The following is a 22494-nucleotide window of genomic DNA, read 5'->3' as shown; positions in this document are numbered from 1 at the left end:
GCCGGGTACGGCGGGCGGGCGGGAGGGAGCCGTCAGAACAGGCTCAGCAGCGCCTCCGCCGGGTCCGTGAGGACCGCCTCCGCCCCCGGCAGCGGCAACTCGAACCACACCGTCTTCCCCCGGGGCGTACGCCGGGATCCCCACGCCGCGCTGAGCAACTGCACCAGCTGCAGGCCCCGCCCGCCCTCGTCGGTGTCCCGGGCCCGCCGGCGCCGGGGCTGCACGAGCCCGCCGTCCCACACCTCGCACACCAGCGTCCGGTCCAGCAGCAGCCGCAGTCTGATCTCGCCCTCGCCGTACCGCAGCGCGTTGGTGACCAGCTCGCTGACCAGCAGCTCCGTCGTGTCGACCAGCGTCTCCAGCCCCCATCCGAGCAGTTGCGTACGGGCGTACTCCCGCGCCCGTCCCACACTGCGCGGCTCCCGCGGCAGCGTCCAGTCGCCGACGGACTCCGCCGGCAGGCCCTGCACCCGGGCCATCAGCAGCGCGATGTCGTCCTCGCCGTGGTGCGTGTCGAGGGTGTTGAGCACGTGGTCGCACACGTCCTCCAGCGGCTGCGCCGGATCGGTGAGCGCGCCGACGAACGCGTGCAGCCCCTCGTCCAGCGGATGGTCCCGGGACTCCACCAGACCGTCCGTGTACAGCGCGAGCAGCGCGCCCTCGGGGAGTTCGACCTCCACCTCCTCGAAGGGCTCGCCGCCCACTCCGAGCGGCATCCCGGGCGGCACGTCCAGCATCAGCGCGGGCTCACCGGGTTCGACCAGCACCGGCGGCAGATGCCCGGCGTTGGCGAACGTGCACCGCCGGGTCACCGAGTCGTACACGGCGTACACGCACGTCGCGAGGTACACCTCCGACAGGTCCGCGTCCCTGGGCTGGCGCGCCGTACGGGTCGCCTGCTGCACGCCCCCCGGCGTGCCGAGCCCCCGCGCGATCTCGTCCAACGCGGAGAGCACCTCGGCGGGTTCGAGGTCGAGCAGCGCCAGCGTCCGTACGGCGGTCCGCAGTTCGCCCATCGCGACCGCCGCCCGCAGCCCACGGCCCATCACGTCGCCCACCACCAACGCCGTACGGTGGCCGGGCAGTTCGATGACGTCGAACCAGTCACCGCCGACCTCGGTCGCCGCGTTGCCGGGCAGGTAGCGGCAGGCGATGTCCAGCCCGGACGCCTCGGGGTCGCCCGGCGGCAGCAGCGAGCGCTGGAGGATCAGCGCCCGCTCGTGCTCCCGGCGGTACAGCCGCGCGTTGTCGATGCAGACCGCGGCCCGCGCGGCCAGCTCCACCGCGAGGTCCCGGTCCCGTTCCCCGAACGGCTCGCTGCCCTTGGTGCGTGCGAACCGCACCAGCCCCACCACCGTGTCGTGCGCGACCATCGGCACGGCGAGCGTGGACTGCACGAGGCTCCCCTCCTCGGCCGGCACCGCCCGCGGCCGCGCGGTGCGCAGGGCGTCCGCGCAGGGGGAGTTGAAGGGGAAGTGGTGGACCGCACCGACCTTGACGGTCTCGGTGACCCGGCCCACGGGCGCGTCCGCGACCGCGCTGGCGATGGCGACCCGGCGCAGCTCGGCGCTGCCGTCGGCCATCCCGGGCGGGGTCTCGTCGCCGGTCAGCAGCCCCTGGTAGAGGTCGACGGTGGCGAGGTCGCAGAATCCGGGGACGACTACGTCGAGGAGTTCGCGCGCCGTGGTCTCCAGGTCGAGCGAGTTGCCGATCCGCGCCCCGGCCTCGTTGAGCAGCGCCAGGTTGCGCCGGGCCGCGGCCGCCTCCCGGGCGGCGGCGCGACGGGAGGTGACGTCGGTGGCGAGCCAGGCCACGCCGATGGGCCGGCCGCTGCCGCTGTGCACGCGATAGAGGTTGACCGACCAGTGACGGCGCTCCTCGGCCCCCGGGACATGCCCGGTGACGTGCATGTCGGTGATGGGATCGCCGCTCTGCAGCACCCGCCGCAGCGTCGCCGACACCCGCTCGGCCTCGCCGCGCGGCAGATAGTCGAACACGCCCTTGCCCCGGTGGTCTTCCGGGCTGCCGCCGAAGACATTGGCGAACCGCTGGTTGACGCGGCGCACCCGCAGGTCGAAGTCGAGCAGCAGGAAACCGAAGGGGGATTGTCCGAATATCGCCTGGGACGCGGCGAGATCGGTCTCGATCGTGCGCAGGGTGCGCACGTCCACGACGATGCAGACGGCGGCCTTCTCGCCCTCGGCGGTCCGGGTCGGCATCACATAGACCTCGGCCAGGCCGTCCGTGCCGCGCCCGCCCTCCGGCGGGTCCGGCGTCCGGAAGGGCACGACTCCGGTCCACTCGCGCCCGTCGAGGATCTCCGCCATCTTGCGCTGGCCCTGTTCCCGCAGGTCGGGGTCTATGAACGCCTCGATGGGATCCATGCCGACGGCGCGCGCGGCCGGAATGCCGAAGAGCTGCTCGGCACGCAGGCTCCACTGGTCCACCAGGCCGCCGGGGCCGATGGAGAAGGAGGCCACCTTTATGTAGTCGTACATGGAGCCGGGCGGACTGGTCTGCCACAGGGCGCCACCGGCCGCCGCCGCACCCGCGGCGGTCTGGTCCCTCGCGCCGTCCGACGGGTCCTCGGACTCCGTGGCCTTCGCTGGTATCTCGCTCACGCGAACCGTCCCCTCCAGCTCACCGCGCCCGGCACCAGTCACCGGGGGCGGCTGCCCGCAGTATCCAGCACTACGGCGCCACGCGACACGGTGTTCACGATCACAGCTCGGTCCAGACGTTTTTCGGACCGCTCCGCGACAACACTTCCACTCTTCTAACCAGGGAACACGGCCTCGAATCACACACTCCGGGCCCGTCCGCGAGCCGGGGTCACACGGTGAACCGCACGACGGTCGACGTACACCCCCTCCGCCCCCTCGGGCGCCCCTGCCTCACCCCGGACACCCCCGCGCCACCCCGATGCGCCCCCGGCACCGTCATCCGGGCACGGCCAGCTCGAACCAGACGGTCTTTCCGCTCGCGCCGGGCCGGGTGCCCCAGCGACGCGAGGACCCCGCGAGCAGTTGGAGTCCGCGCCCGCTCTCGTCCTCGGGCCGGGCGACCCGCTCGCGCGGCGGATCGGGGAGCGGGTCGGAGACCTCCACCAGCAGTGAGTCATGGGCACCGACCGGCCGTACGAGCCGTACGCCGATGGGGCCGGTGGCGTAGCGCAGCGCGTTGGTGACCAGCTCGCTCACCAGCAGCGCGGCGAGGTCGGCGACACAGTCGAGGTCCCAGCCGTGCAACTGGCCGCGGACCGCGGTCCGGGCGGTCCGTACGGCGCCCGGTTCCGCGGGAAAGGTCCACTCGGCGCAGTCGCCATCGGTGTCGATCACGCCGATCACTTCCCAGGCCGCAAGCTGTCCGGTTTCGTGGGGTTAATTGGCCCATACCCCATAAGTGATGGCCAATACCGCCCGGATCGTCGCAGTGTGGGTCGAACGGCGTACCCGGGGCCGGGAGGGCGGAACCGGACCGCGGCACCGCGCGGACGCGTCCGACGGGGCACCGGACGGCCGCGCGAGGGGACGGCCGGCGCACGACCGCCGCACACCGCGGAACGCCGCCCGCCGGAAGGCACGGAACGTGCCGGACCTCAGCGCGCCCCGGCCCCCATCCGCCCCCCGACCTCCCGCACCGCCGGCACGTCCTGCTCCAGCCACGGCACGTCCCACAGCCGCGCCGGGGTCAACCAGCACAGCTCGTCGTGGTCCTGGAGGGGCCGGGGCGCGGGTGAACCGGGGCGCAGCCGGGCGGTCCACACCCACAGGACGTACGGCTCCCGCAGGGGCCACTCGCCGGGCACCCGCTCCACGGTCTCGGCGTCCACGCCGAGTTCCTCGCGCAGTTCGCGCACCAGGGCGTCCTCGGGCCGCTCCCCGTGCTCGACCTTGCCGCCGGGCAGCTCCCAGCGTCCGGCCAGGTCGGCGGGCGCGCTGCGGCGCGCGGCGAGCAGGCGGCCGCCGTCGAGCAGGGCGGCGCCGACCACCACCGTGCGTTCCGTCATGGGCGTCATGGAGCGGAGCCTACGGGAGGCGCCGGGGCGCGCCTCGGCACCGGTCGGCCGCGACGGCCGCCCGCCCGGTGCGAACGCGGCCGGTCAGCCGCGCCCGCCGTCCCCGTTCTGCGCGAGGCGCTCGACCATGTAGAGCTGCTTGTGCCCCCCATCCTCGAAGCTGTCGGCGATCTTCTGCGCCTCGGCCTGGGTCGCGTACCGGCCGACCCGGTAACGGTTGCCGTTGTCGTCCTGCCGTATGACGATCCAGGGCAGGGAAGCCGTGCCCTCACTCATGGTCCGCTCCGCCCCCATCGCGCCCTTCACCCTTTCCGGCACCACGGGACCCCCATCCCGCCCCGGGCCCCTGTCGGGCCCCGCCTAAGGAAACCGCACTACGCATATGCCCGAGCGTACGCCCAACCTTTACTCAGCGAATACGCCTTTTCACAAAGAGGTACGCAACCAGTCAGACCGGCGGGGGCGCACAAGAACGAGTGCGCCCTGGGCGCGACAGCCGGACGCATTGCCTGGGGATCGGCGCCCACCTGCGAAAACACCGGGACCACGGCGCGGGCCGCACGACGCGCGGAACCCCGCCACCGGCGCGTCCGCCTCCCGCGCGAGGTAACGGTGTGCGCTAGCTCACTCCGCTACCCGTGCGCGGCGCACGGCCCTCACCGCACCGGCAGGTGGTACGCCACCCGGTAGCGGTCCGCCGGAACGACCACGTCCGCGGTCTCCACCGGGCGCCCGGAGGCGTAGTACGTGCGCTGGACGACCAGCACCACATGGCCGGGGACGCCCCCGAGGATGTGCAGTTCCTCGGCCAGGCCGGGGCGGGCGCCGACCTCCTCGGTGACGTTGTCCACGATCACGTCGATGGCCGCCATGCGCTCGACCACGCCCATCCCGCCGAGCGGCCCCTCCTCGGGCAGCATCACCGGGGTGCGGCCGGTGACGGCGAGGGGCTCCCAGGAGGTGGAGAGCATCATCGGCTCACCGGCCTCACGGAACAGGTACTTGGTGCGCATCACCCGCTCGCCGATCTCGATCCCGAGCCGCTCGGCGATCGCGGCACCGGCCTCGGCCTGCCGGCTGCTGGACTCCCAGGTGCCGCGCACCGCGGCGTCGGCCTGCTCCTGCCGGAACGGCGTGGCGCCGCCGCTGGGGCGGTAGCCGGAGCGGGACACCCGGCGCGGCACGGGCCGTTCGCGCACATACGTACCCGAGCCGGAGCGGCCCTCGACCAGGCCCTCGGCCATCAGGACCTTGCGGGCCTCCAGGGCGACGGTGTCCGAGACGCCGTACTCCTCGCGGATGCGGGCCTGCGAGGGGAGCCGGGTGTGGGGCGGCAGTGAACCGTCGACGATCTTCTTGCGGAGATCACCCGCGACACGCAGGTACGCCGGCTGCTCACCGAATGTCACTGGCCGCTCCCATCAGGTTGTACAGACAGCAACAGCGTGGCAACCGTGGGTTGAGCCGTGCAAGTAAAGGCCAGAGAATCACTCGAAGTGATTACCTTCGGTCGGTCAGGCCCCCACCCAGCACTTTCTCCCCCGCTCGCGCCCCCCTTCACACCTGCCGGGCGCCCCGGACAACTCCGGCCGCCCGAACGGCAGTCCGGGAACCCCGGTACCGTGCCTCTTACGACTTGTCGCAGGTAAGCGGGACACGGGGGGCGGAATTGAAGGTGGAGAGCCGGGTCGGCGGCGCCGTCGTACGCACGGTGAACGGACTCACCGCGCGGTGGGGCGCCACCGCGCGGGGCGGCACGGCCTTCTCCGCGGCCGGGGTCTGGCCCCTGCTGGCCCTCCTCGCGGACGGCGCGGCGGGTCCCGCCCGGCAGGAGCTGGCCGACGCGCTCGGCGTACCCGCGGACCGGGCGGCGGCCACCGCACGGGAGTTGACGGCGGCCCTGGGTTCGGTGTCGGGCCTGGACGCGGCGCTCGGCCTGTGGACGCAAGCGGAACTGCCGCTGCGCGAGGAGTGGCTGGCCAAGCTGCCGGCGGCCGCGCACGGCTCGTTCGGGGACGACCTGGTCACCGCGCAGGAACGGCTGGACCGCTGGGCGGCCGAGCACACCGGCGGACTGGTCGAGCGGATGCCGGTGGCCCTGAACCGGCAGACCCGGATGGTGCTGGCGGGCGCGCTCGCCCTGCACACCACCTGGCGCCAGCCCTTCACGGAACAGCCGCTCACCCCGTCGGCGGGCCCCTGGCGGGGCCGCACCCTGCGCGGACTGCACCGGCGGAGCGTGCGCCCGGACCGGGTCGGCGTGGCGGGCACCCCGGACGGCTTCGTCACCGCGCTGACGGTCCCCGGCGACAACGGCGTCGACGTCCATCTCGTCCTCGGCGAGGAGCGCATGACGCCGGGCCAGGTCATCGCCGCGGGCGTGGCCGTGGTGGAGCGCGCGCTCGCGCTCACGCCCGGCGGCGCCCTGCCGTACGGCGAGGTCGGGCCCGGACTGCGGGTGGAACGGGAGCGGGCCGTGACCCCGGAGCCGACCTCGCTGGACGTGCGGACGGTGGCGTACGAGGTCCGCGCGGACCACGATCTGCTGGCCCAGCCCGACCTCTTCGGCCTCCGCTCCGCGACGGACCCCCGCTTCGGTCACTTCCCCGGCGTGAGCGCCCACCCCCTGGCCGTCTCGGAGGCCCGCCAGTCGGCCGTGACCCGCTTCGGCGCCCTCGGCTTCCGCGCGGCCGCGGTGACGGCCGCGGCCGAGACGTACGGCGGCCCCCCGCCCCAGTACCGCTACGAGACCACCGTCGTCCACGTCGCCTTCGACCGCCCCTTCGCCTTCCTCGCCGTCGACCGCGACTCCCGGCTGACCCTGCTCTCCGGCTGGGTGACCGACCCGTCCCCCTACCCGGCCCAGGGATACGCGGGCAGCGCGGGGCGCCCCGGCCCGTGACGTCCGTGAGGACCCCTCCGGCCCCGGCGCGGGCGGCTCGCCACCGATGAGGAGCCGCCGGGTCGTACCGGTCGAAGGCCCACCGGCCGCCCCGCTCCGCGCCGCCCCCGGCAGGTGGGCCCGCCCCTGACGCCACCGGGACGCGTACGGTCTCCTCACCGTCGGGACCAATCCGCGGCCGCATCGGGACCGGATTACGTCCGGAGATGTTTCGAAAGCGGAGGCCCCTGTGAAAGAAGCCGTGCATATCGGCAGAAATCCTGCGTCGGAACCGGACTTCGAGGAGCTGGTGGGCCGCGTGGCTCTGGGTGACGAGGAGGCGTTCGCCTCCGTCTACGACGCCATGGCCGGTTCCGTCCTGGGGGTCGTGCGGGCCGTGCTGCGTGATCAGGCGCAGTCGGAGGAGGTGGCCCAGGAGGTGCTGTTGGAGGTGTGGCGGACCGCCCCCCGTTACCGGCCCGACCGCGGGACGGCGGTCAACTGGATCCTCACCCTGGCGCACCGCCGCGCGGTGGACCGGGTCCGCTCCGTGGAGGCCGCGGCCGCCCGCGACCACAAGGCCGCGCTGCTGGCGCGGACACCCGAGTTCGACGAGGTGACCGAGCAGGTCGAGGCCAGGCTGGAGCGGGAACAGGTGCGGCGGTGCCTGCGCACGCTGACCGAGATCCAGCGCCAGGCCGTCACGCTCGCCTACTACCGCGGGCTGACCTACAGTCAGGTGGCCGAGGCGCTCACACTTCCGCTTGGGACGGCCAAGACCCGGCTGCGGGACGGGCTGATCCGCCTGCGCGACTGCCTGGGGGTGACCGCGTGACGACCTCGTCCGATCTGCACCGCATGACCGGGGCCTACGCCCTGCACGCCCTGTCCGGGGACGAGCTGGTCATGTTCGAGCGCCACCTGGCGGGCTGCGAGCCGTGTGCGCAGGAGGCCGCCGAGTTGTCGGCCACCGCGGCCCGGCTGGGGCTGGCCGCCACCGTGACGCCTCCGGCGGCCATGCGCGAGCGGGTGCTGCGGCGCGTCTCGTCCGTCCGGCAGGAGTCGCCGGGCGGGCTGACGACGGTACGCACGGAGCGCGCCTCCCTGCGTACCCGGCTGCTGCTGTCCCGGTGGGCACTGGCCGCCTGCCTCGCCGCGGCGGCCGCTCTCGGGGGCACGACCGTCTGGCAGCATCAGCGGGCCGAGGACGCCCTGCGCCAGGCGCACCGCGCGCAGAGCGGCAGCGCGGCGATCGCGGCCGTGCTGACCTCGCCGGACGCCAGGACCCGCACCGCCGCGCTGGGCGGCGGCGCCACCGGCACGGTCGTGGTCTCCCGGGACCGGGACAGGGCCGTGTTCCTCGTCTCCGGGATGGCCCGCCCCGCCGCGGGCAAGGTCTATCAGCTCTGGTTCGACGACGACGGCACCATGCGCTCCGCCGGTCTGATGGATCCCGGCCGCACCGACCAGGCCGTTCTGCTGCGCGGCGCGGTCCACGGGGCCTCGGGCATGGGGGTCACCGTGGAACCGGCCGGCGGCTCGAAGAAGCCCACCTCCACGCCGGTCGCCCTGCTGGGCTTTCCGGCCTGAGGGGGGCGGGAGCAGGGCCGGGAGAGGGACGTACGGACAGCGGCTCAGACCCGACCGCTGATCGTCACCGTCACCCGGCAGCCCGGCCCTCCGGGGAAACGGACGGCCAAGTGCTCCTCGACCGCGGAACGCACGGCACGGGCCACGTCGACCGCCCTGACCCCGCGCACCACGACCACCTGGACGTCGACGTGCCGGCCGGCGGTGCCGTCCGGGCCGGGTGTCAGCCGTACCCCGGCGATCGACGCCCGGCCGGTGCCGGCATCCGGCCGGGACAGCGCCGAGCGGAGCCGGGCGGCCAGTCCGGGCTTCAGGAAGGCGACGCCCGGCACGCCCTCCACGACCCGGGCGACGTCCTCGACGAGCCCGGCCTGCGCGGCGGACGGCGTGTGCGCGGTCATGCGGTGTCCCCTTCCCGGCCCTCGGCCCGGGTGTCGACGAGATCGGTGACGCGGATGTCCACGGACGCCGTGACCATGCCCAGTTCCCGGTCGGCGGCCTCCCGCACCCGCTGCCGTACCCGCTCCGCGAGCTGCCGCAGGCCGGCGTTCGCGGGCGCGTGGATGTCGAGCCGGACCGCCACGGCGCCGGCGGCGTCCACGACGCGGCAGGAACCCGCGCGGACCCCCTCGACCGTCTCGGCCGCCGAGCGCAGGGCACGCGCGGCGACCGTCTCCATGATCCACAGGTCCTCGGCGGGATCGCCCAGGGGCACCGGGCAGCCGGGCCGCAGTTCGAGGCGGACGAGGTCCATGACCCGACGGGTCAGCGGCTCGGCGTCGTACGCGGACGTCTCCCGGGTCTCCTCGCGCAGGCCGCGCACGGCGGTCTCCAGCTGTTCGAGGTCGCGCACGGCACCCTGGCAGTGCGGGCAGCCGGCCAGGTGCGGGGTGTCCGTCCGCCGCTCCCGGTCGTCCCAGACCTGGGACAGCGGCCGTCCGCACGGCAGCCGCTCGTCGTCCCCGTCGGCGTGGGCGCCCTCGGGCGGGTCGGTGTGGGTGGTCATCGCCAGGCCCCCAGTGCTCGTGTCAGACAGCGGCGTGCGCGGAAGACGCGGGCGCGGACCGCGTCCTGGCTGATGCCGACCGCGTCCGCGACGAACTCGTAGGACCGGCCGTCCAGTTCGCGCAGCACCCAGCAGGCGCGCTGCTCGGCCGAGAGCAGGTCGAGGGCCTCGCGCAGCTCACGGACGGCGTCGCGGGCCTCGGTGATGCGGGCCGGCGAGGTGGTGTGCTCGGCGGCCGGCACCTCCCCCGCCGACTCCAGGGGAGCCACCGGTCTGCGGGCCCGCAGGACGTTCAGACAGCGGTTGGTGACGATGCGGTACATCCAGGTGCCGAAGGACGCCTGGCCGTGGAACTCCGGCAGCCGGCGCCATGCGCTCAGGAAAGCTTCCTGCACCGCGTCCTCCGCTTCCGCCGGGGTGCCCAGCAGCCGGGTGGCCAGCCGGATCAGCGCCGGTGCGTGGGCTCGCACGAGCGCCGCGAAGGCATCCTCGTCGCCCTCCGCGGCCCGGACCACCAGCAGGGTGTCACCGGTGTCCTCCCCGGTGTCCGGTGGTGCGGTCGGTCTGCGGGCCCCCGCCACTGGGCGGCTCCTCTCGTCCGGTCTCTTCGGGTTGGACACGCGCGTGCCGTGCCTGTGACGCGACACTTGGCCGGGACGAAGGCGGCCGGGTCCTTTTCGGGCTGTCAGTTTTGCTTTTGATCCGTAGCCGAAGAGCGCATGGATTGGTGCGGAAGAAAATTCACCCGATCGAGGGGACGACCAATCCGACCCGGGTCCGGAATCGGATTCCCCCCGTGACCGACGACGACAAGAAAGCACGCGGGCCGGCCGGCCCGGTCCGGCTCGCCGCGGGTGCCCTCGCCGGACTGGTGAGCGGATTCGCCGCGATCGCCGTGGCCGAGCTGGTGTCGACGGCGGTCCGCCCACAGGCCGGCCCGGTGGTCGCGGTGGGCGGCGCGGCGATCGACCGCACTCCGGCCGCGGTGAAGGACTGGGCGGTACGGAATTTCGGCACCGGCGACAAATTCGTTCTCCAGCTCGGAATTCTCGCGGTACTCGCATTTTTCGCGGTGGCGCTGGGAATCGCGGTGCTGCGGTTCCGGCGCGCCGGAGCGGCCGGGGTGCTGGTGTTCGGCGCGGTCGGGGCGGCCGCCGCCGCCACGCGTCCCGACACGCGGGGCTTCACCGACACGCTCCCGTCACTCGTGGGCGCCGGCGTCGGGGCGGTCCTGCTGTACGTCCTGGCGGGCCGCCTGGAACGGCGTCGGCCCGCGACGGCCGCGACGCCCACGACGGCCGCGACGGCCGGTGAGCCGGCAGGCGACTGGGACCGGCGCGGTTTCATCGCCGTGGCCTCCGCCGCCGCCCTGGCCTCCACGGGAGCCGGCGTCCTGGGCCGGTCCCTGAGCGGTTCGAGCGGCCGGGGCGCGGTCGCCTCCCGCGACCGGCTGGTCCTGCCGGCGCCCGCCTCCCCCGCACCCGCACCCGCCGGTCCCCCGGGCGTCGGGCCGGGGATTCCCGGTGCCGTGCCCTTCCTCACCCCGAACGGCTCGTTCTACCGGGTGGACACCGCGCTGGTGGTGCCGAAGGTGGACGCCACGACCTGGCGGCTGCGCGTCCACGGCAGGGGCGTCACCCGTCCGCTCACCCTCTCCTTCGACGACCTGCTGGGACGCGAGCTGATCGAGCGCGACATCACCCTCACCTGCGTCTCCAACGAGGTCGGCGGCCCCTACGTGGGCAACGCCCGCTGGATCGGCGTGCGACTGGCGGACCTGCTGACCGAGTGCGGGGTGAAGCCGCCCTCCCGGGGCGGGCCGGCCGATCAGCTCGTGGCCCGCTCCGTGGACGGCATGACGATCGGCAGCCCGGTCGAGGACGTCATGGACGGCCGCGACGCCCTGCTCGCGCTCGGCATGAACGGCGAACCGCTGCCCTTCGACCACGGCTTCCCGGTCCGCATGGTCGTACCCGGCCTGTACGGGTTCGTCTCCGCCTGCAAGTGGATCCAGGACATCGAACTCACCACCTTCGACGCCTACGACCCGTACTGGGTCAGGCGCGGCTGGGCCCGCCGGGCGCCGGTCAAGACCGGGTCGCGGATCGACACACCGAAGCCGTTCGCCCGCCCCGAGGCCGGCACGGTCATGGTCGCCGGTGTCGCCTGGGCCCAGCACCGCGGCGTCGACAGGGTCGAGATCCGTGTCGACGACGGCCCCTGGCAGGAGGCACGGCTCGCCGCCGAGGACACCCGCGACACCTGGCGCCAGTGGTCCTTCCCCTGGCAGGCCACCAGGGGCGGGCACTCCCTCACGGTCCGGGCCACCGACCGCACGGGCGCGGTGCAGACCGAGAGACGCGCCCGCACGATCCCCGACGGCGCGAGCGGGTGGCACTCCGTGGTCGTCACCGTCGACTGACCCCCGAGACCTCTTTCCCCCTTCCCCCGCGAAGGCAGCACCCGCTGCCACGACATGACAGGAGAAATCCATGAACACCCCTGCCCGCCGCATCGCTCTGACCGTGGCCGCCGCGGCCGTCCTGCCGATGGCCCTGAGCGCCTGCTCAGGCAGCGGCAGCGACTCCGGCACGTCGGATTCCCGGTCGAAGGCGTCCGCGTCCGCCTCCGCCTCGGACGACGGCATGACGGGCTCCGGCAGCACCGCCGCGGCGGACCGGCCGTTCGGTTCCGCCTGTTCGGCGGTGCCCGCGAGCGGTGCCGGTTCCTTCGACGGCATGGCCCAGGACCCGGTCGCCACCGCCGCCTCCAACAACCCGGCCCTGTCCACCCTGGTGAGCGCGGTGAAGAAGGCCGGTCTGGTCGACACCCTCAACAACGCCCGGGACATCACCGTGTTCGCTCCGACCAACGACGCCTTCGCCAAGATCCCGAAGGCGACGCTGGACAAGGTGCTGAACGACAAGGCCCAGCTGACGAAGATCCTGACCTACCACGTCGTCGGCAAGAAGCTCACGCCGAAGGACCTGGAGCACGGCTCCTTCGCCACCCTGGAGAAGTCGAAGCTCACCACCTCCGGCTCGGGCGAGTCCTACACCGTCGACGGCGACTCGAAGGTCGTCTGCGGCAACGTCAAGACCGCCAACGCCAACGTCTACATCGTCGACACGGTGCTGATGCCGAGCTCCTGACGGCACACCGCACGGGGGCCGGGACCTTCGCGGTCGCGGCCCCCGTCGGTGTTCCCCCGGACTTTTTCCGGGCATCCGCGTCACAGCGGCGGCCACGGCGGGTCGAAACGAGTACAGGCACCTCACGGACGAGTCACGGCAGGAAGGACACCACCATGACCACGCAGACCGCGGTAGCCGCCAAGGAGGTCCCCGCGCACCGGACCGGTGGCAGGACCGAGGGCACCACGACCGTCTCCGGCGGCGCCGGCGGAGCGGACCAGCCGGCCGCGGACCGCGGCCGGACGTCGATCGCCGACCTCGTCGTCGTGAAGGTGGCGGGCATCGCCGCCCGGGAGATCCCGGGCGTGTACGACATGGGCGGCGGCCTCTCCCGCACCATCGGCGCCGTCCGCGACCGCGTCCCCGGCGGCCGGCCCAACGTGGGGCGCGGGGTGAAGGTCGAGGTGGGCGAACGGCAGACGGCCATCGACCTCGACCTGGTCGTGGAGTACGGCGTGCCCATCACCGACGTGTCCCGGGACGTGCGGGAGAACGTGATCTCCGCGGTGGAACGGGTCACCGGCCTGGAGGTCGTCGAGGTGAACATCACCGTCAACGACGTCCGGCTGCCCGACGAGGACGAGCCCTCCGCCGGCGCCGAGGCCCGCGTGGAGTAGCGGTTCCCCCGCGTGAGCGGACGACAGCGGATCCAGGTGGGAGGTGGACGGGCGTGCGCGCACCGTTCGTAGGGATGATCACGGGAATGGCCCTGGCGTTCGCCGGGTATTTCGGCGGCTTCGGCGCGTTCCTGCTGGTGGCGGCGCTCGGCGGCCTCGGCTGGGCGGCGGGCCGCTGGGTCGAGGGCGGCGGCGTCCGGGACGTACGGGACGCGTGCGAGCGGAGCCGCCGATGACCACTGCCGCGCAGCGGGGCACCACCACGGTCACGGACCGGGCCGTGCGCAGGATCGCCGAGCGGGCGGCCGAGGAGACCCTGGCGGGGCGGACGTCGAAGGCGGCGGCGTCCGTGGACGGGCATCGGGCCCGGGTGGCCCTCGACGTGACGCTCCCCTACCCGGCGCCGCTGACCGAGACGGTCCGCGGGCTGCGGGAACATGTCGTGGCGCGCACAAGGGAGCTGACCGGCCTCGACGTGCCCGCCGCACGGATCAGGGTGACCTCGCTCGCCCCCGTGGCGGGCGGGACCGGGGAGGCCGGGACGTGTCCGGCTCCCCCCGCCGGCCGTACGCCCAGGCGCCTGTGGTCCCGGCGTCGCGTTCCGGCCGCCGCGCAGGCCGCCCTGGCCGCCGCGGTCTGCGGCGCCCTCGCCCTGGACCTGGTCATGGTGCACGCCGCGCACCGCCCGGCGGCCGGCTGGCGGGTCGCGGCCGCGCACTGGCTGTCGGAGCACGGTCCTGGCGACCGGCCGGTGGCCGTCGGGGGTGGTCTGGCGGCGCTGCTCGGCCTGTGGATGATCGTGCTCGCCGTCACCCCGGGACTGCGCCGACGAGTGACCGTGCGCTCCCACGCCGCGCGGGTCGTCGTCGCGGTGGACCGCCCGGCCGTCGAAGCCCTGGTCCGGGACGCGGTGGGCGAGGTGGCCGGTGTCGGCGCGGTGCGGGTGCGCGTCCGCCGCCACCGGGTCTCGGTACGGGCCGGGCTCCTGTTCGGTGACCGCGCGGGGGTCCGGGCCGACGTCACCGCCGCGGCCGGCGGAGCACTGGCGTCCTGCGGCCTGCGGCAGCCCCACAGGCCGCGGGTGCGCGTCACCCCCTCGGCCGTCCGGCAGCCTCCGGCGCCGGACGCGGCGACCGCACCACGACCGGCCGCTCCCGGCCTCGGCGCCCTCCCGGAAGGAGAGGCTTGATGCGGCAGTCCCGTACCGCCGTCAACCGGTTCGCCCTCGGCTGCACCGGTCTGGTGCTCCTGCTCGCGGGCGGGTGGCTCGCGACCGGCGGCGTCCACCCCGAGGACCGGCCGCCTGCGTGGTGGCCGTCGTGGTGGCCCGAGCCGGCCGCCGGACACCGCGTCCTGCTGGACGCGGACCGGCTGTCCCGGCTGCGCGGCGAGGGCTGGTGGACGCCCTCCGTCACGGCCGCCGCGATCACGCTGAGCCTGCTCTTCGCGTGCTGGTTCCTCGCGCAGTTCCGTTCCGGTGCCGCCCGGCAGCTGCCGCTGGCCGCACCGGGCGGCACCGTCCGGGCACAGGCGCTGGCGGAGGCGCTGGCCGGCCGCGCGAGCGCCGTGCCCGGCGTCGCCCGCGGCCGCGCCCGCGTCCTGCCCCGCTCCCGGCGCCGTCTGGAGGTGCGGCTGCGGGTCTGGCTCCGGCCGGACACCTCCCCGCAGGCGGTACTGCCCGCCCTGTGCGCGGTGGCCGCCGAGGCCGAGGCGGCCGCCGCGCCGTACAGCGCGCACACCCGTCTGCGCATCAGCGCCGGATCACACCGCGTGCCGCATGTCCGCTGACCCGCACCCCGGGGACACCCGCCCCGTCTCCCCCGTCGTGCGTGCCCGGCCGCCGGCCACCTGGTGGCCGGCGCTGCGCCGCACCCCGGTGTCGCTCTGGAAGGACGACATCTCGGACTACGCGGCGGCCCTGACGTACTACGCCATCCTCTCCGTGCTGCCCGCGCTGCTGGTGACGGTCCTGGCGTTCGGCCTGATCAGTCCGGGCACCGCGCAGGAGTTCGTCACCCATGTCACCGCGTACGCGCCCGCCGAGTCGGCGGGCGACCTGCACGCCGTCCTGTCCCGGATGCTGGGCGCCGACAGCGGCGCGTGGCCGCTGCTGGTGGCCGGTACCGTGAGCGCGCTGTGGTCCGCCTCCAGCTATCTCGCCGTCTTCCGCCGCGCCCTGCACCGCATGCACCGGGTCGAGGACAGACGTTCTCCCTGGCGCCGGGCCCACCGCATCGTGCTCACCGCACTCGTGCTGCTGTTCCTGCTGGTGACCGGCTCCCTCGCCCTGCTGCTGACCGGGCCGCTGGCCGAGGACCTCGGCCGGGTGCTGGGGCTCGGCGCCACGGCGGCCTGGGGCTGGAGCGTGCTGCGCTGGCCGCTGCTGCTGTGCCTGGTGGCGCTCCTGGTCGTCGTCGTCTTCCACACCGGCCCGGCCGGGGCCCGGCGGCGCGCCCACAGTCTGCCCGGCGGCGTCCTGGCCGCCCTGCTGTGGCTGGCCGTCTCCACCGGCTTCGCGCTGTACGCCTCCACCCTGAGCGCGTACAGCAGGCTCTACGGCTCCCTGGCCGGCGCCGTCGTCTTCCTGATCTGGCTGTGGCTGTCCAACCTGGCGCTGCTGGCCGGGGCGCAGTTCACGGCGGAGCTGGGGAAGGAGAAGGAGACGGTGAAGGGATCGGGGAGGGGACCGGGGAGGGGACCGGGGAGGGGACCGGGGAGGGGACCGGGGAAGGGCTCCATCGCTCACAGCACCGGGGCCGGCCCCGCGTCGTAGCACTCCGGCGGCAGGGGGTCCGGACGGGTGCCGGGGTCGAGGAAGTGGGCCACCACGGCCGCCGCGGTCTCGTGCCAGAACCGGTGCCGACGCACCATCGCGTGGTCACCGCCGCGGACCAGGGCCATGGCCGAACGGTCCGCGGTGCCGCGCGCACGGCACACGAGGCCGGCCGAGTCGGCGGGCGCGGTGATCCGGTCCCGTTCGCCGTGCAGGACGACGAGTCGGCGTCCCGCCAGGGGCTGCCACGGTTCGTCCGGGGGCCACCAGGGCGCCAGGGCGAGCAGCGCGCGGACCTGGGGGTGGCCGACGGCGCGCAGGGCAGCCCTGCCTCCCATGGAGTGGCCGACGAGCACGGTGGGCACGGGCCCGGCGAGTTCCCCGAGCCGCCGCAGCGCCTCCAGGGTGTCCGGCACCGGGTCGGCACGGCCGTCGTTCCACCCTCGGACCCGGTAGCGCACCTGGGCGAGCAGGACGTCCTCGTGGGGCAGCGCGGCCGCGATGGCCCGGTGGAAGGGGCGCATCCGCAGGACGGCGAGGTGCCAGGGACGCGACGGGCGAAGGCCGTGCGCCCGCCCGCCGGGCAGCACCAGTACGGCAGCCCGGGGACGGGCCGGGAGCCGAAGCGGCACGAGCGCGCTGGTGGCGGACACCGTGGCGGGCCTCACCGGTGCCTCGGCGGGCGGGGGAAGAAGCCGCTGGTGCGCGCCACGTACCCGGCGTAGCCCGGCCGGCCGGCCATGTGCCGTTCCAGCAGCCGCTTTCCGCTGCCCTTGATCAGCAGGAGGCTCATCACCACCGGGGAGACCACGGACACGGCGGCCGCCGCCGGGGCGTCGCAGGCGAGCAGGAACAGGCCCCACCAGACACAGAAGTCGCCGAAGTAGTTGGGATGCCGGGTCCAGGACCACAGGCCGCGGTCCATGATCCTTCCCTTGTTGGCGGGATCGGCCCTGAAACGGGCGAGTTGGGCGTCGCCGACCGCCTCGAAGCCGAGGCCGACCGCCCAGAGCACGGTGCCGGACCAGGCGACCGCGGACAGCGGGCCCGGCACGTACTGCGCGGCCTGGACGGGCAACGACACCAGCCACACCAGGGCACCCTGCAGCAGGTAGACCATCCGCAGGGCGTACGTGTTCCGGTTGCCGGGTGCCTTCGCGAGCAGCGCGTCGTAGCGCGGGTCCTCGCCGTGGCCCCGCCCCCGGCGCGCGATGTGCGTGGCGAGCCGCAGCCCCCACACGGCGGTCAGCGCGGTCACCAGCAGCCGTCGCGGCAGATCGCCCTGCCCGGCGGACGCGGCGAAGGACACCACGGCCACGGCGGTGAAACCGATCCCCCAGGCGATGTCCACGATCCGATGCAGGCCCGAGCGCACCGCGACGGCGAAGGTGACCAGCATGACCACGAGCGCCGCGCCGGCGGCCCAGGCGAGGTTGAGCGCGAACGCGCCCCACGCGAAGCCGCTCACGCCCGCTCCAGCCCCTCGTACCACTGGCTCGTCGTCGCCGGCATGCCGCTGTCACCGCCGGTACCCGGCCGGACGCCGAGGATCTGGTCGACGCCCATGCGCCCCTCCTCGAAGGCCAGCGCCCCGCCGACCAGGTAGAGCCGCCACACCCGCGCGGTCTCCTCGCCCACCATGCGGACGAACGACTCCCAGCGCTCCTCCAGGGTGCGGTGCCAGGCGGCGATGGTGCGGACGTAGTGCTCGCGCAGCGACTCGGTGTGCCGGACCTCCAGGCCGGCCCGCGCGAGCAGGGCCACGGTCTCGCCGAGCGGGCGCATGTGCATGTCGGGGGCGATGTACGCCTCGATGAAGGGACCGCCGCCGGGGTTGTCCGGGCCGCGTGACATCTGCTGCACCAGCACCCGTCCGCACGGCCGCACGAGGCGGTGCAGCGCGACGGCGAAGGCCGGGTACCCGGCGTCGCCGACGTGCTCGCCCATCTCCACGGAGGAGACGGCGTCGAAGCCGCCGCCCTCGATGTCCCGGTAGTCCTGGCACACCACCTCCACCCGTTCGGCCAGCCCGCGTTCGCGCACCCGCTCTCGCACGTACGCCGCCTGCTCCCGGGCCAGCGTCACGGCGGTGACCATCGCTCCGTGCCGTTCGGCCGCGTGCAGGGTGAGCGAGCCCCAGCCGCAGCCGATGTCCAGCAGCCGGGCGCCGGGCTTCAGAGCGAGCTTGCGGCAGATCAGCTCCAGCTTGGCCCGCTGGGCGCCGGCGGGCGTGAGGCCGGGGTCGTCGCCCGCCCAGTAGCCGCAGGAGTAGGCCATCGTCTCGTCGAGCAGGAGGGCGTAGAAGTCGTTGGAGAGGTCGTAGTGGTGGCTGATGGCGGCCCGGTCGCGGGCCCGGCTGTGCAGGCCGCCGCGCAGCCGCGCCTGGGAGGCGGGGGCGGCGGGGCGGGGGCCGACCGCGCCGAGCCGTGCGGCGGTGGCGAGGGCACGTACCAGGTCGGCGGGGGCCGGCCTGGGCCGGTGCGGCCCCCGCTCGCGCCGGGCGGCCCACGCCGTGCGCAGGCCCTGCGCGAGATCGCCCTCCACGTCGAGTTCACCGGTGACGTACGCCTGTGCCAGGCCCAGCTCGCCGGGCTGCCACAGCAGGCGGCGCAGCGCGCGCCGGGAACGCAGGACGGCCACCGGGGCGTCCGCCGGACCGGTCTCGCTGCCGTCCCAGGCGCGCAGCCGCACCGGCAGCGGCCCGCCGAGCAGGTCCTCGGCGAGGGCGGCGAGCCGGTGGGCGGCGCCGGGGGCCTCGGTCGGCGCGGTGGTGCTCATCGGCCGGGGTTCTCCTTCGTGAAGAGGTACTGCTGGACGTCGAGATAGCCGGCCCGGAAGCCGGCCTCGGAATAGGCCAGGTAGAAGGTCCACAGGCGCCGGAAGGTCTCGTCGAAGCCCAGGGCCCCGACGTCCGCGGCGCGTTCGGTGAAACGCTCCCGCCACAGGCGCAGGGTCTCGGCGTAGTGGGCGCCGAACGCGTCCCGGCGGGTCAGGCCGAGGCGGGTGTGCTCGCGTGCGGTCTCCTCGATCGCCCGCGTGGAGGGGATGAGGCCGCCGGGGAAGACGTACTTGTGGATCCAGGTGAAGGTGTGCCGGGAGGCGAGCATCCGCTCGTGCGGCATGGTGATGGCCTGGAGCGCGACCCGGCCGCCCGGTGCCAGCCGTTCGTCGAGCGTGCGGAAGTACGTCGGCCAGAACTCCGCGCCGACCGCCTCGATCATCTCCACGCTGACCACGGCGTCGTACGTGCCGCGGGCCTCGCGGTAGTCGCACAGCTCGATCGAGACCCGGTCGTCGAGTCCCGCCGCTCGCACCCGCTCCAGGGCCAGGGCGCGCTGCTCGCGGGAGAGCGTGAGCGAGGTGACGCGGGCGCCGCGGGCGGCGGCCCGCAGGGCGAGTTCGCCCCAGCCGGTGCCGATCTCCAGCAGCCGGGTGCCCGCGCCGACGCCGGCCAGGTCGAGCAGCCGGTCGATCTTGCGGTGCTGAGCGGCGGGGAGCCGGTCCCAGCTCGCCGGGAAGCCCCGGAAGACGGCCGAGGAGTAGGTGAGGGTGCTGTCGAGGAAGAGCGCGAACAGGTCGTTGGACAGGTCGTAGTGGCGGCTGATGTTGGAGCGGGACCCGTCGGGTGTGTTGCGCTCGTCCCGCGGGTGGCGCGGCGCCCACAGCCGGCGCAGCCGCTGCAGCGGGGCGGGCACCAGGTCGGCGGCGTGCTCGGCCAGCACCGTCAGGACGGCGACCGGATCGGGGGCGTCCCACTCACCGGCCATGTAGGACTCGCCGAACCCGACCAGGCCGCCGGCCCCGATCCGCGCGTGGAAGGCGGCCGGATCGCGCACCTCCAGCAGCGGCCCGCCCAGCCCCAGGGTGTCGCCGCCGGCGAACCGGGCCCGCACCGGCAGCCCGCGCAGGGCCCGCCCGACGACGGTCTCGGTCGCCGTCCTGCGTGCCCACGACGCGGGCGGCACCACGGCGACGTCCGGCCAGCGGACGGGGTCCACGGCGAGGGGTGCGCAGCCGGGGTCCACGGCGCGGGGACCGGAGCCGGGGTCCACGGCGACGGCGGGCGCGGGGACTTCGGGGCGGGCTTGAGCTGTCCTCATGTCGTTTTCTCCGGGGTGCGGTGGTTGTCGGGGCGGCGCTGGACGGGCAGTCGCCGCAGGTAGAGCCGTATGCCGTGGGCGCGGATCGCGGCCGACACGACGAGGGTGGACCAGGGGTGGCGCAGCGCCTGCCGCAGCAGCGCGCGGGCCGTGGCCGCCCGCCGGCCGCCGCGCACCGTCGCCGTGAAGGCCCGTCCGCCCTCGCGGTCCAGGTGCACGGTGAGATCGAGCCGCTCGCCGGGGCGGGGCAGGCGCATGCGGTAGTGGCCGTCCACCGGGAAGAACGGCGAGACGTAGAACTCCTTGTCGGTACGCGCGCTCCCGGTCGCGTCCGGGGTCAGCAGATAGCAGTGGCGGCCGCCGTACGTGTTGTGGACCTCGGCGACCACACAGCGCGGGTCGCCGTCGGGGCCGTGGCACCAGTACAGGGTGAGCGGGTTGAAGACGTACCCGAACACCCGGGCGTGGGTGAGCATCAGGACGTGTCCGCCGTCCAGGGACACACCGTGCGCGGCGAGGAAGTCCTCCAGGCCGGCCCGGATCGAGGGCCGGTCGCCGGTGAAGTGGTCGCGTGCGTCGAAGCGGGCCAACGGCCGCAGAAGGGACGGAAGTCGGGGCAGACGGTCGAGGTCGACGAGCCACAGGTACGTGCGGTGGCGCAGCGCGTACCGCCGGGGGCGGGTGCGCACGTGCGCGATGGTGCACGGATAGAGCGCGGGTACGGTCGTCACCATCGCTCTCCCAGCGCCGCGGCGGCCTCGACGCCGGAACGGCAGCCGTCCTCGTGGAACCCCCAGCCGTGGTAGGCGCCCGCGAACGCGCAGACGGGACCGTCCAGTTCGGGCAGCCGTCGCTGCGCGGCCACCGACTCGGTCGTGTAGACGGGGTGTTCATAGACCATGCGGGCCAGTACCCGGCCGGGGTCGACGCGGTCCTCGCCGCCCAGGGTGACCACGAACGTCTCGGCGGCGTCGAGGCGTTGGAGCCGGTTCATGTCGTAGCTGACCCGCACCCGGTCGGCGGCGGCCGCGCACGAGGGCATCAGGTAGTTCCAGGAGGCGCGGGCCCCGCGGGCGGGCGGCAGCAGCCGGGTGTCGGTGTGCAGGAGGGTGGTGTTGCGGGAGTAGCGGAAGGCGCCGAGCACCTCGCGCTCCCGCTCGGTCGGGTCGGCGAGCAGCCGTAGCGCCTGGTCCGGGTGGACGGCGATCACGACGGCGTCGTACGACTCGGTCGTGCCGTCCTCGGTGGTGACGTCGGCCCCGTCGGCGTGCCGCCGGACGGCCCGTACGGGTGAGCCGGTGCGGACCTCGGCGATCTGCTTGGCGATCCGGTCGACGTACTCCCGCGAACCGCCGGTGACCGTGCGCCACGTCGGGGAGCCGCTCACCGACAGCATCCCGTGGTGCGCGAGGAACCGGAACAGGTAGGCGGCCGGGTAGTGCTCGGCGGTGACGGCGTCGCAGGACCACACCGCCGAGACCACGGGGGCCATGAAGTGGCTGCGGAAATAAGGGGAGAAGCCCTCCCGGTCGAGGAATCCGCCGAGGGTGAGACCCTGTTCGCCCCCTCCTGCCAGCAGCCGGCGGGCCGCACGGTGGAAGGCGGGCACCTCCGCCAGCAGCCGCAGATAGCTGCCGCGCAGCAGGTTGCGGGGGCCGGCGAGCAGTCCGGCCGGGCCGCGGGCACCGGCGTACTGCAGACCGCAGCCCTCGCACCGCACCGACATGCTCATCTCCGACTCCTGCGTGGCGACGCCCAGTTCGCCGAACAGCCGCAGCAGGTTCGGATAGGTACGGCGGTTGTGCACGATGAACCCGGAGTCGACGCGGTGCACCCGACCGTCGTACGGGGACACCAGTTCATGCGTGTGCGCGTGTCCGCCGAGCCGGTCGTCGGCCTCGTACAAGGTGACACGACGGGTTCGGCCCAGGACGTACGCGGCGGTCAGCCCCGCCACCCCGGAGCCCACCACGGCCGTGCCGCGCCGCTGGCCGGCCGAGCCCCCCGTATCGTGCCCGGCACCTGCCGACGTCCGCTCCATCGCCTTCCTCCCACCCTCGGTGATCAGGGTCCGCGCGTAATCCGGAGCGGCTCGGGCGGCGGATTGGCCATATCGCCGTTCAATCGGCACGGAAGCGGTGACCCGGCCGACCGCACGCCCACCTGCCCCGTACCGGGATCCAGGCCGGGACGCGCACACGCACACGCACACGCACACGCACACGCCTGCGAGCGAAGGCGGTCACGGCCTCAGCGGCCAAAGCCGCGGGCCGAAGCGGTCGGCCCCCTGTCGGAGGGTGCTGTTACCTTCCCGC

At 74.4% G+C, this 22494-nt stretch carries 24 protein-coding genes; 10 read left to right on the top strand and 14 right to left on the bottom strand.

Features of this window, described 5'->3' with window-relative positions; all coding sequences use genetic code 11:
• Positions 1–32: 32 nt before the first annotated feature.
• From VT52_RS16545 to VT52_RS16525, 5 genes are all read right to left on the bottom strand, one after another.
• Complete coding sequence (locus tag VT52_RS16545; protein WP_046425936.1) at positions 33–2621, bottom strand: SpoIIE family protein phosphatase; 2589 nt, start codon at positions 2619–2621, stop codon at positions 33–35.
• A 318-nt stretch (positions 2622–2939) separates the two neighbouring features.
• Positions 2940–3347: an ATP-binding protein gene (locus VT52_RS16540; RefSeq protein WP_046425934.1), complete on the bottom strand. Its 408-nt coding sequence runs from the start codon at positions 3345–3347 to the stop codon at positions 2940–2942.
• Between the two features lie 251 nt (positions 3348–3598).
• Positions 3599–4009, bottom strand: a complete 411-nt coding sequence (locus VT52_RS16535; protein WP_046425932.1) for a (deoxy)nucleoside triphosphate pyrophosphohydrolase — start codon at positions 4007–4009, stop codon at positions 3599–3601.
• Between the two features lie 93 nt (positions 4010–4102).
• The gene (locus tag VT52_RS16530) at positions 4103–4294 is read right to left on the bottom strand and encodes an SPOR domain-containing protein (protein ID WP_206306532.1); all 192 of its coding nucleotides are present in this window, start codon (positions 4292–4294) and stop codon (positions 4103–4105) included.
• 380 nt (positions 4295–4674) lie between these two features.
• Positions 4675–5427, bottom strand: coding sequence for a GntR family transcriptional regulator (locus VT52_RS16525; RefSeq protein WP_046425930.1), 753 nt, complete (start codon positions 5425–5427; stop codon positions 4675–4677).
• A gap of 260 nt (positions 5428–5687) precedes the next feature.
• On the opposite strand from VT52_RS16525, the gene VT52_RS16520 reads away from it, so the two are divergent.
• The 3 genes from VT52_RS16520 to VT52_RS16510 all read left to right on the top strand — a co-directional run bounded on the left by VT52_RS16520 (position 5688) and on the right by VT52_RS16510 (position 8489).
• Positions 5688–6920 (top strand): serpin family protein, encoded by a 1233-nt coding sequence (locus tag VT52_RS16520; RefSeq protein ID WP_046425928.1) that lies wholly within the window; start codon positions 5688–5690, stop codon positions 6918–6920.
• Positions 6921–7149: 229 nt separating this feature from the next.
• Positions 7150–7734, top strand: coding sequence for a sigma-70 family RNA polymerase sigma factor (locus tag VT52_RS16515; RefSeq protein ID WP_046425926.1), 585 nt, complete (start codon positions 7150–7152; stop codon positions 7732–7734).
• Between the two features lie 23 nt (positions 7735–7757).
• On the top strand, positions 7758–8489 hold the full coding sequence (locus tag VT52_RS16510; protein WP_046425996.1) for an anti-sigma factor: 732 nt from the start codon (positions 7758–7760) through the stop codon (positions 8487–8489).
• A 44-nt stretch (positions 8490–8533) separates the two neighbouring features.
• On the opposite strand, the gene VT52_RS16505 is transcribed toward VT52_RS16510, so the two are convergent.
• From VT52_RS16505 to VT52_RS16495, 3 genes are read right to left on the bottom strand one after another with little or no spacing between them, the layout of a single operon-like run.
• Positions 8534–8890, bottom strand: a complete 357-nt coding sequence (locus tag VT52_RS16505) for a hypothetical protein (RefSeq protein ID WP_046425924.1) — start codon at positions 8888–8890, stop codon at positions 8534–8536.
• Complete coding sequence (locus VT52_RS16500; protein WP_046425921.1) at positions 8887–9495, bottom strand: hypothetical protein; 609 nt, start codon at positions 9493–9495, stop codon at positions 8887–8889. The genes VT52_RS16505 and VT52_RS16500 overlap by 4 nt, the downstream gene beginning before the upstream one ends.
• Positions 9492–10076, bottom strand: a complete 585-nt coding sequence (locus tag VT52_RS16495; RefSeq protein ID WP_046425919.1) for an RNA polymerase sigma factor — start codon at positions 10074–10076, stop codon at positions 9492–9494. The genes VT52_RS16500 and VT52_RS16495 overlap by 4 nt, the downstream gene beginning before the upstream one ends.
• Positions 10077–10291: 215 nt before the next feature.
• On the opposite strand from VT52_RS16495, the gene VT52_RS16490 reads away from it, so the two are divergent.
• The 7 genes from VT52_RS16490 to VT52_RS16465 all read left to right on the top strand — a co-directional run bounded on the left by VT52_RS16490 (position 10292) and on the right by VT52_RS16465 (position 16079).
• Positions 10292–11917: a molybdopterin-dependent oxidoreductase gene (locus VT52_RS16490; RefSeq protein WP_046425916.1), complete on the top strand. Its 1626-nt coding sequence runs from the start codon at positions 10292–10294 to the stop codon at positions 11915–11917.
• A 70-nt stretch (positions 11918–11987) separates the two neighbouring features.
• Positions 11988–12647, top strand: a complete 660-nt coding sequence (locus tag VT52_RS16485) for a fasciclin domain-containing protein (RefSeq protein WP_046425913.1) — start codon at positions 11988–11990, stop codon at positions 12645–12647.
• A gap of 155 nt (positions 12648–12802) precedes the next feature.
• On the top strand, positions 12803–13306 hold the full coding sequence (locus VT52_RS16480; protein ID WP_046425912.1) for an Asp23/Gls24 family envelope stress response protein: 504 nt from the start codon (positions 12803–12805) through the stop codon (positions 13304–13306).
• 74 nt (positions 13307–13380) lie between these two features.
• Positions 13381–13542: a hypothetical protein gene (locus VT52_RS37995; RefSeq protein WP_167377707.1), complete on the top strand. Its 162-nt coding sequence runs from the start codon at positions 13381–13383 to the stop codon at positions 13540–13542.
• Positions 13539–14495, top strand: coding sequence for a DUF6286 domain-containing Asp23/Gls24 family envelope stress response protein (locus tag VT52_RS16475; RefSeq protein ID WP_046425910.1), 957 nt, complete (start codon positions 13539–13541; stop codon positions 14493–14495). Before VT52_RS37995 ends, VT52_RS16475 begins: the two co-directional genes overlap by 4 nt.
• A complete protein-coding gene (locus VT52_RS36995; RefSeq protein ID WP_046425908.1) occupies positions 14495–15094 on the top strand; it encodes a hypothetical protein in 600 nt (199 codons plus the stop codon). The genes VT52_RS16475 and VT52_RS36995 overlap by 1 nt, the downstream gene beginning before the upstream one ends.
• The gene (locus VT52_RS16465; RefSeq protein WP_071387457.1) at positions 15084–16079 is read left to right on the top strand and encodes a YihY/virulence factor BrkB family protein; all 996 of its coding nucleotides are present in this window, start codon (positions 15084–15086) and stop codon (positions 16077–16079) included. The genes VT52_RS36995 and VT52_RS16465 overlap by 11 nt, the downstream gene beginning before the upstream one ends.
• Here the strand turns inward: VT52_RS16465 and VT52_RS16460 are convergent.
• Genes VT52_RS16460 through VT52_RS16435 form a run of 6 tightly spaced genes read right to left on the bottom strand, consistent with a single transcriptional unit; the run spans position 16049 to position 22220 of the window.
• Positions 16049–16732, bottom strand: a complete 684-nt coding sequence (locus tag VT52_RS16460; protein WP_046423510.1) for an alpha/beta family hydrolase — start codon at positions 16730–16732, stop codon at positions 16049–16051. The genes VT52_RS16465 and VT52_RS16460 overlap by 31 nt on opposite strands.
• An 11-nt stretch (positions 16733–16743) precedes the next feature.
• Entirely contained in the window at positions 16744–17547 is an 804-nt protein-coding gene (locus VT52_RS16455) for a DUF1295 domain-containing protein (RefSeq protein ID WP_046423503.1), read from the bottom strand.
• Positions 17544–18857 (bottom strand): SAM-dependent methyltransferase, encoded by a 1314-nt coding sequence (locus tag VT52_RS16450; RefSeq protein ID WP_046423502.1) that lies wholly within the window; start codon positions 18855–18857, stop codon positions 17544–17546. Before VT52_RS16450 ends, VT52_RS16455 begins: the two co-directional genes overlap by 4 nt.
• The gene (locus VT52_RS16445; protein WP_079175076.1) at positions 18854–20179 is read right to left on the bottom strand and encodes a class I SAM-dependent methyltransferase; all 1326 of its coding nucleotides are present in this window, start codon (positions 20177–20179) and stop codon (positions 18854–18856) included. The genes VT52_RS16450 and VT52_RS16445 overlap by 4 nt, the downstream gene beginning before the upstream one ends.
• Entirely contained in the window at positions 20176–20913 is a 738-nt protein-coding gene (locus VT52_RS16440; protein ID WP_046423500.1) for a DUF1365 domain-containing protein, read from the bottom strand. The genes VT52_RS16445 and VT52_RS16440 overlap by 4 nt, the downstream gene beginning before the upstream one ends.
• The gene (locus tag VT52_RS16435) at positions 20907–22220 is read right to left on the bottom strand and encodes an NAD(P)/FAD-dependent oxidoreductase (RefSeq protein WP_046423499.1); all 1314 of its coding nucleotides are present in this window, start codon (positions 22218–22220) and stop codon (positions 20907–20909) included. Before VT52_RS16435 ends, VT52_RS16440 begins: the two co-directional genes overlap by 7 nt.
• Between the last annotated feature and the right edge of the window lie 274 nt (positions 22221–22494).

The sequence above is a fragment of the Streptomyces malaysiense genome (assembly GCF_000980885.2).
Lineage (GTDB): Bacteria > Actinomycetota > Actinomycetes > Streptomycetales > Streptomycetaceae > Streptomyces > Streptomyces malaysiense.
Note: the sequence above shows the minus strand (reverse complement) of the source record. Positions and strands in the feature narration are given on the sequence as shown.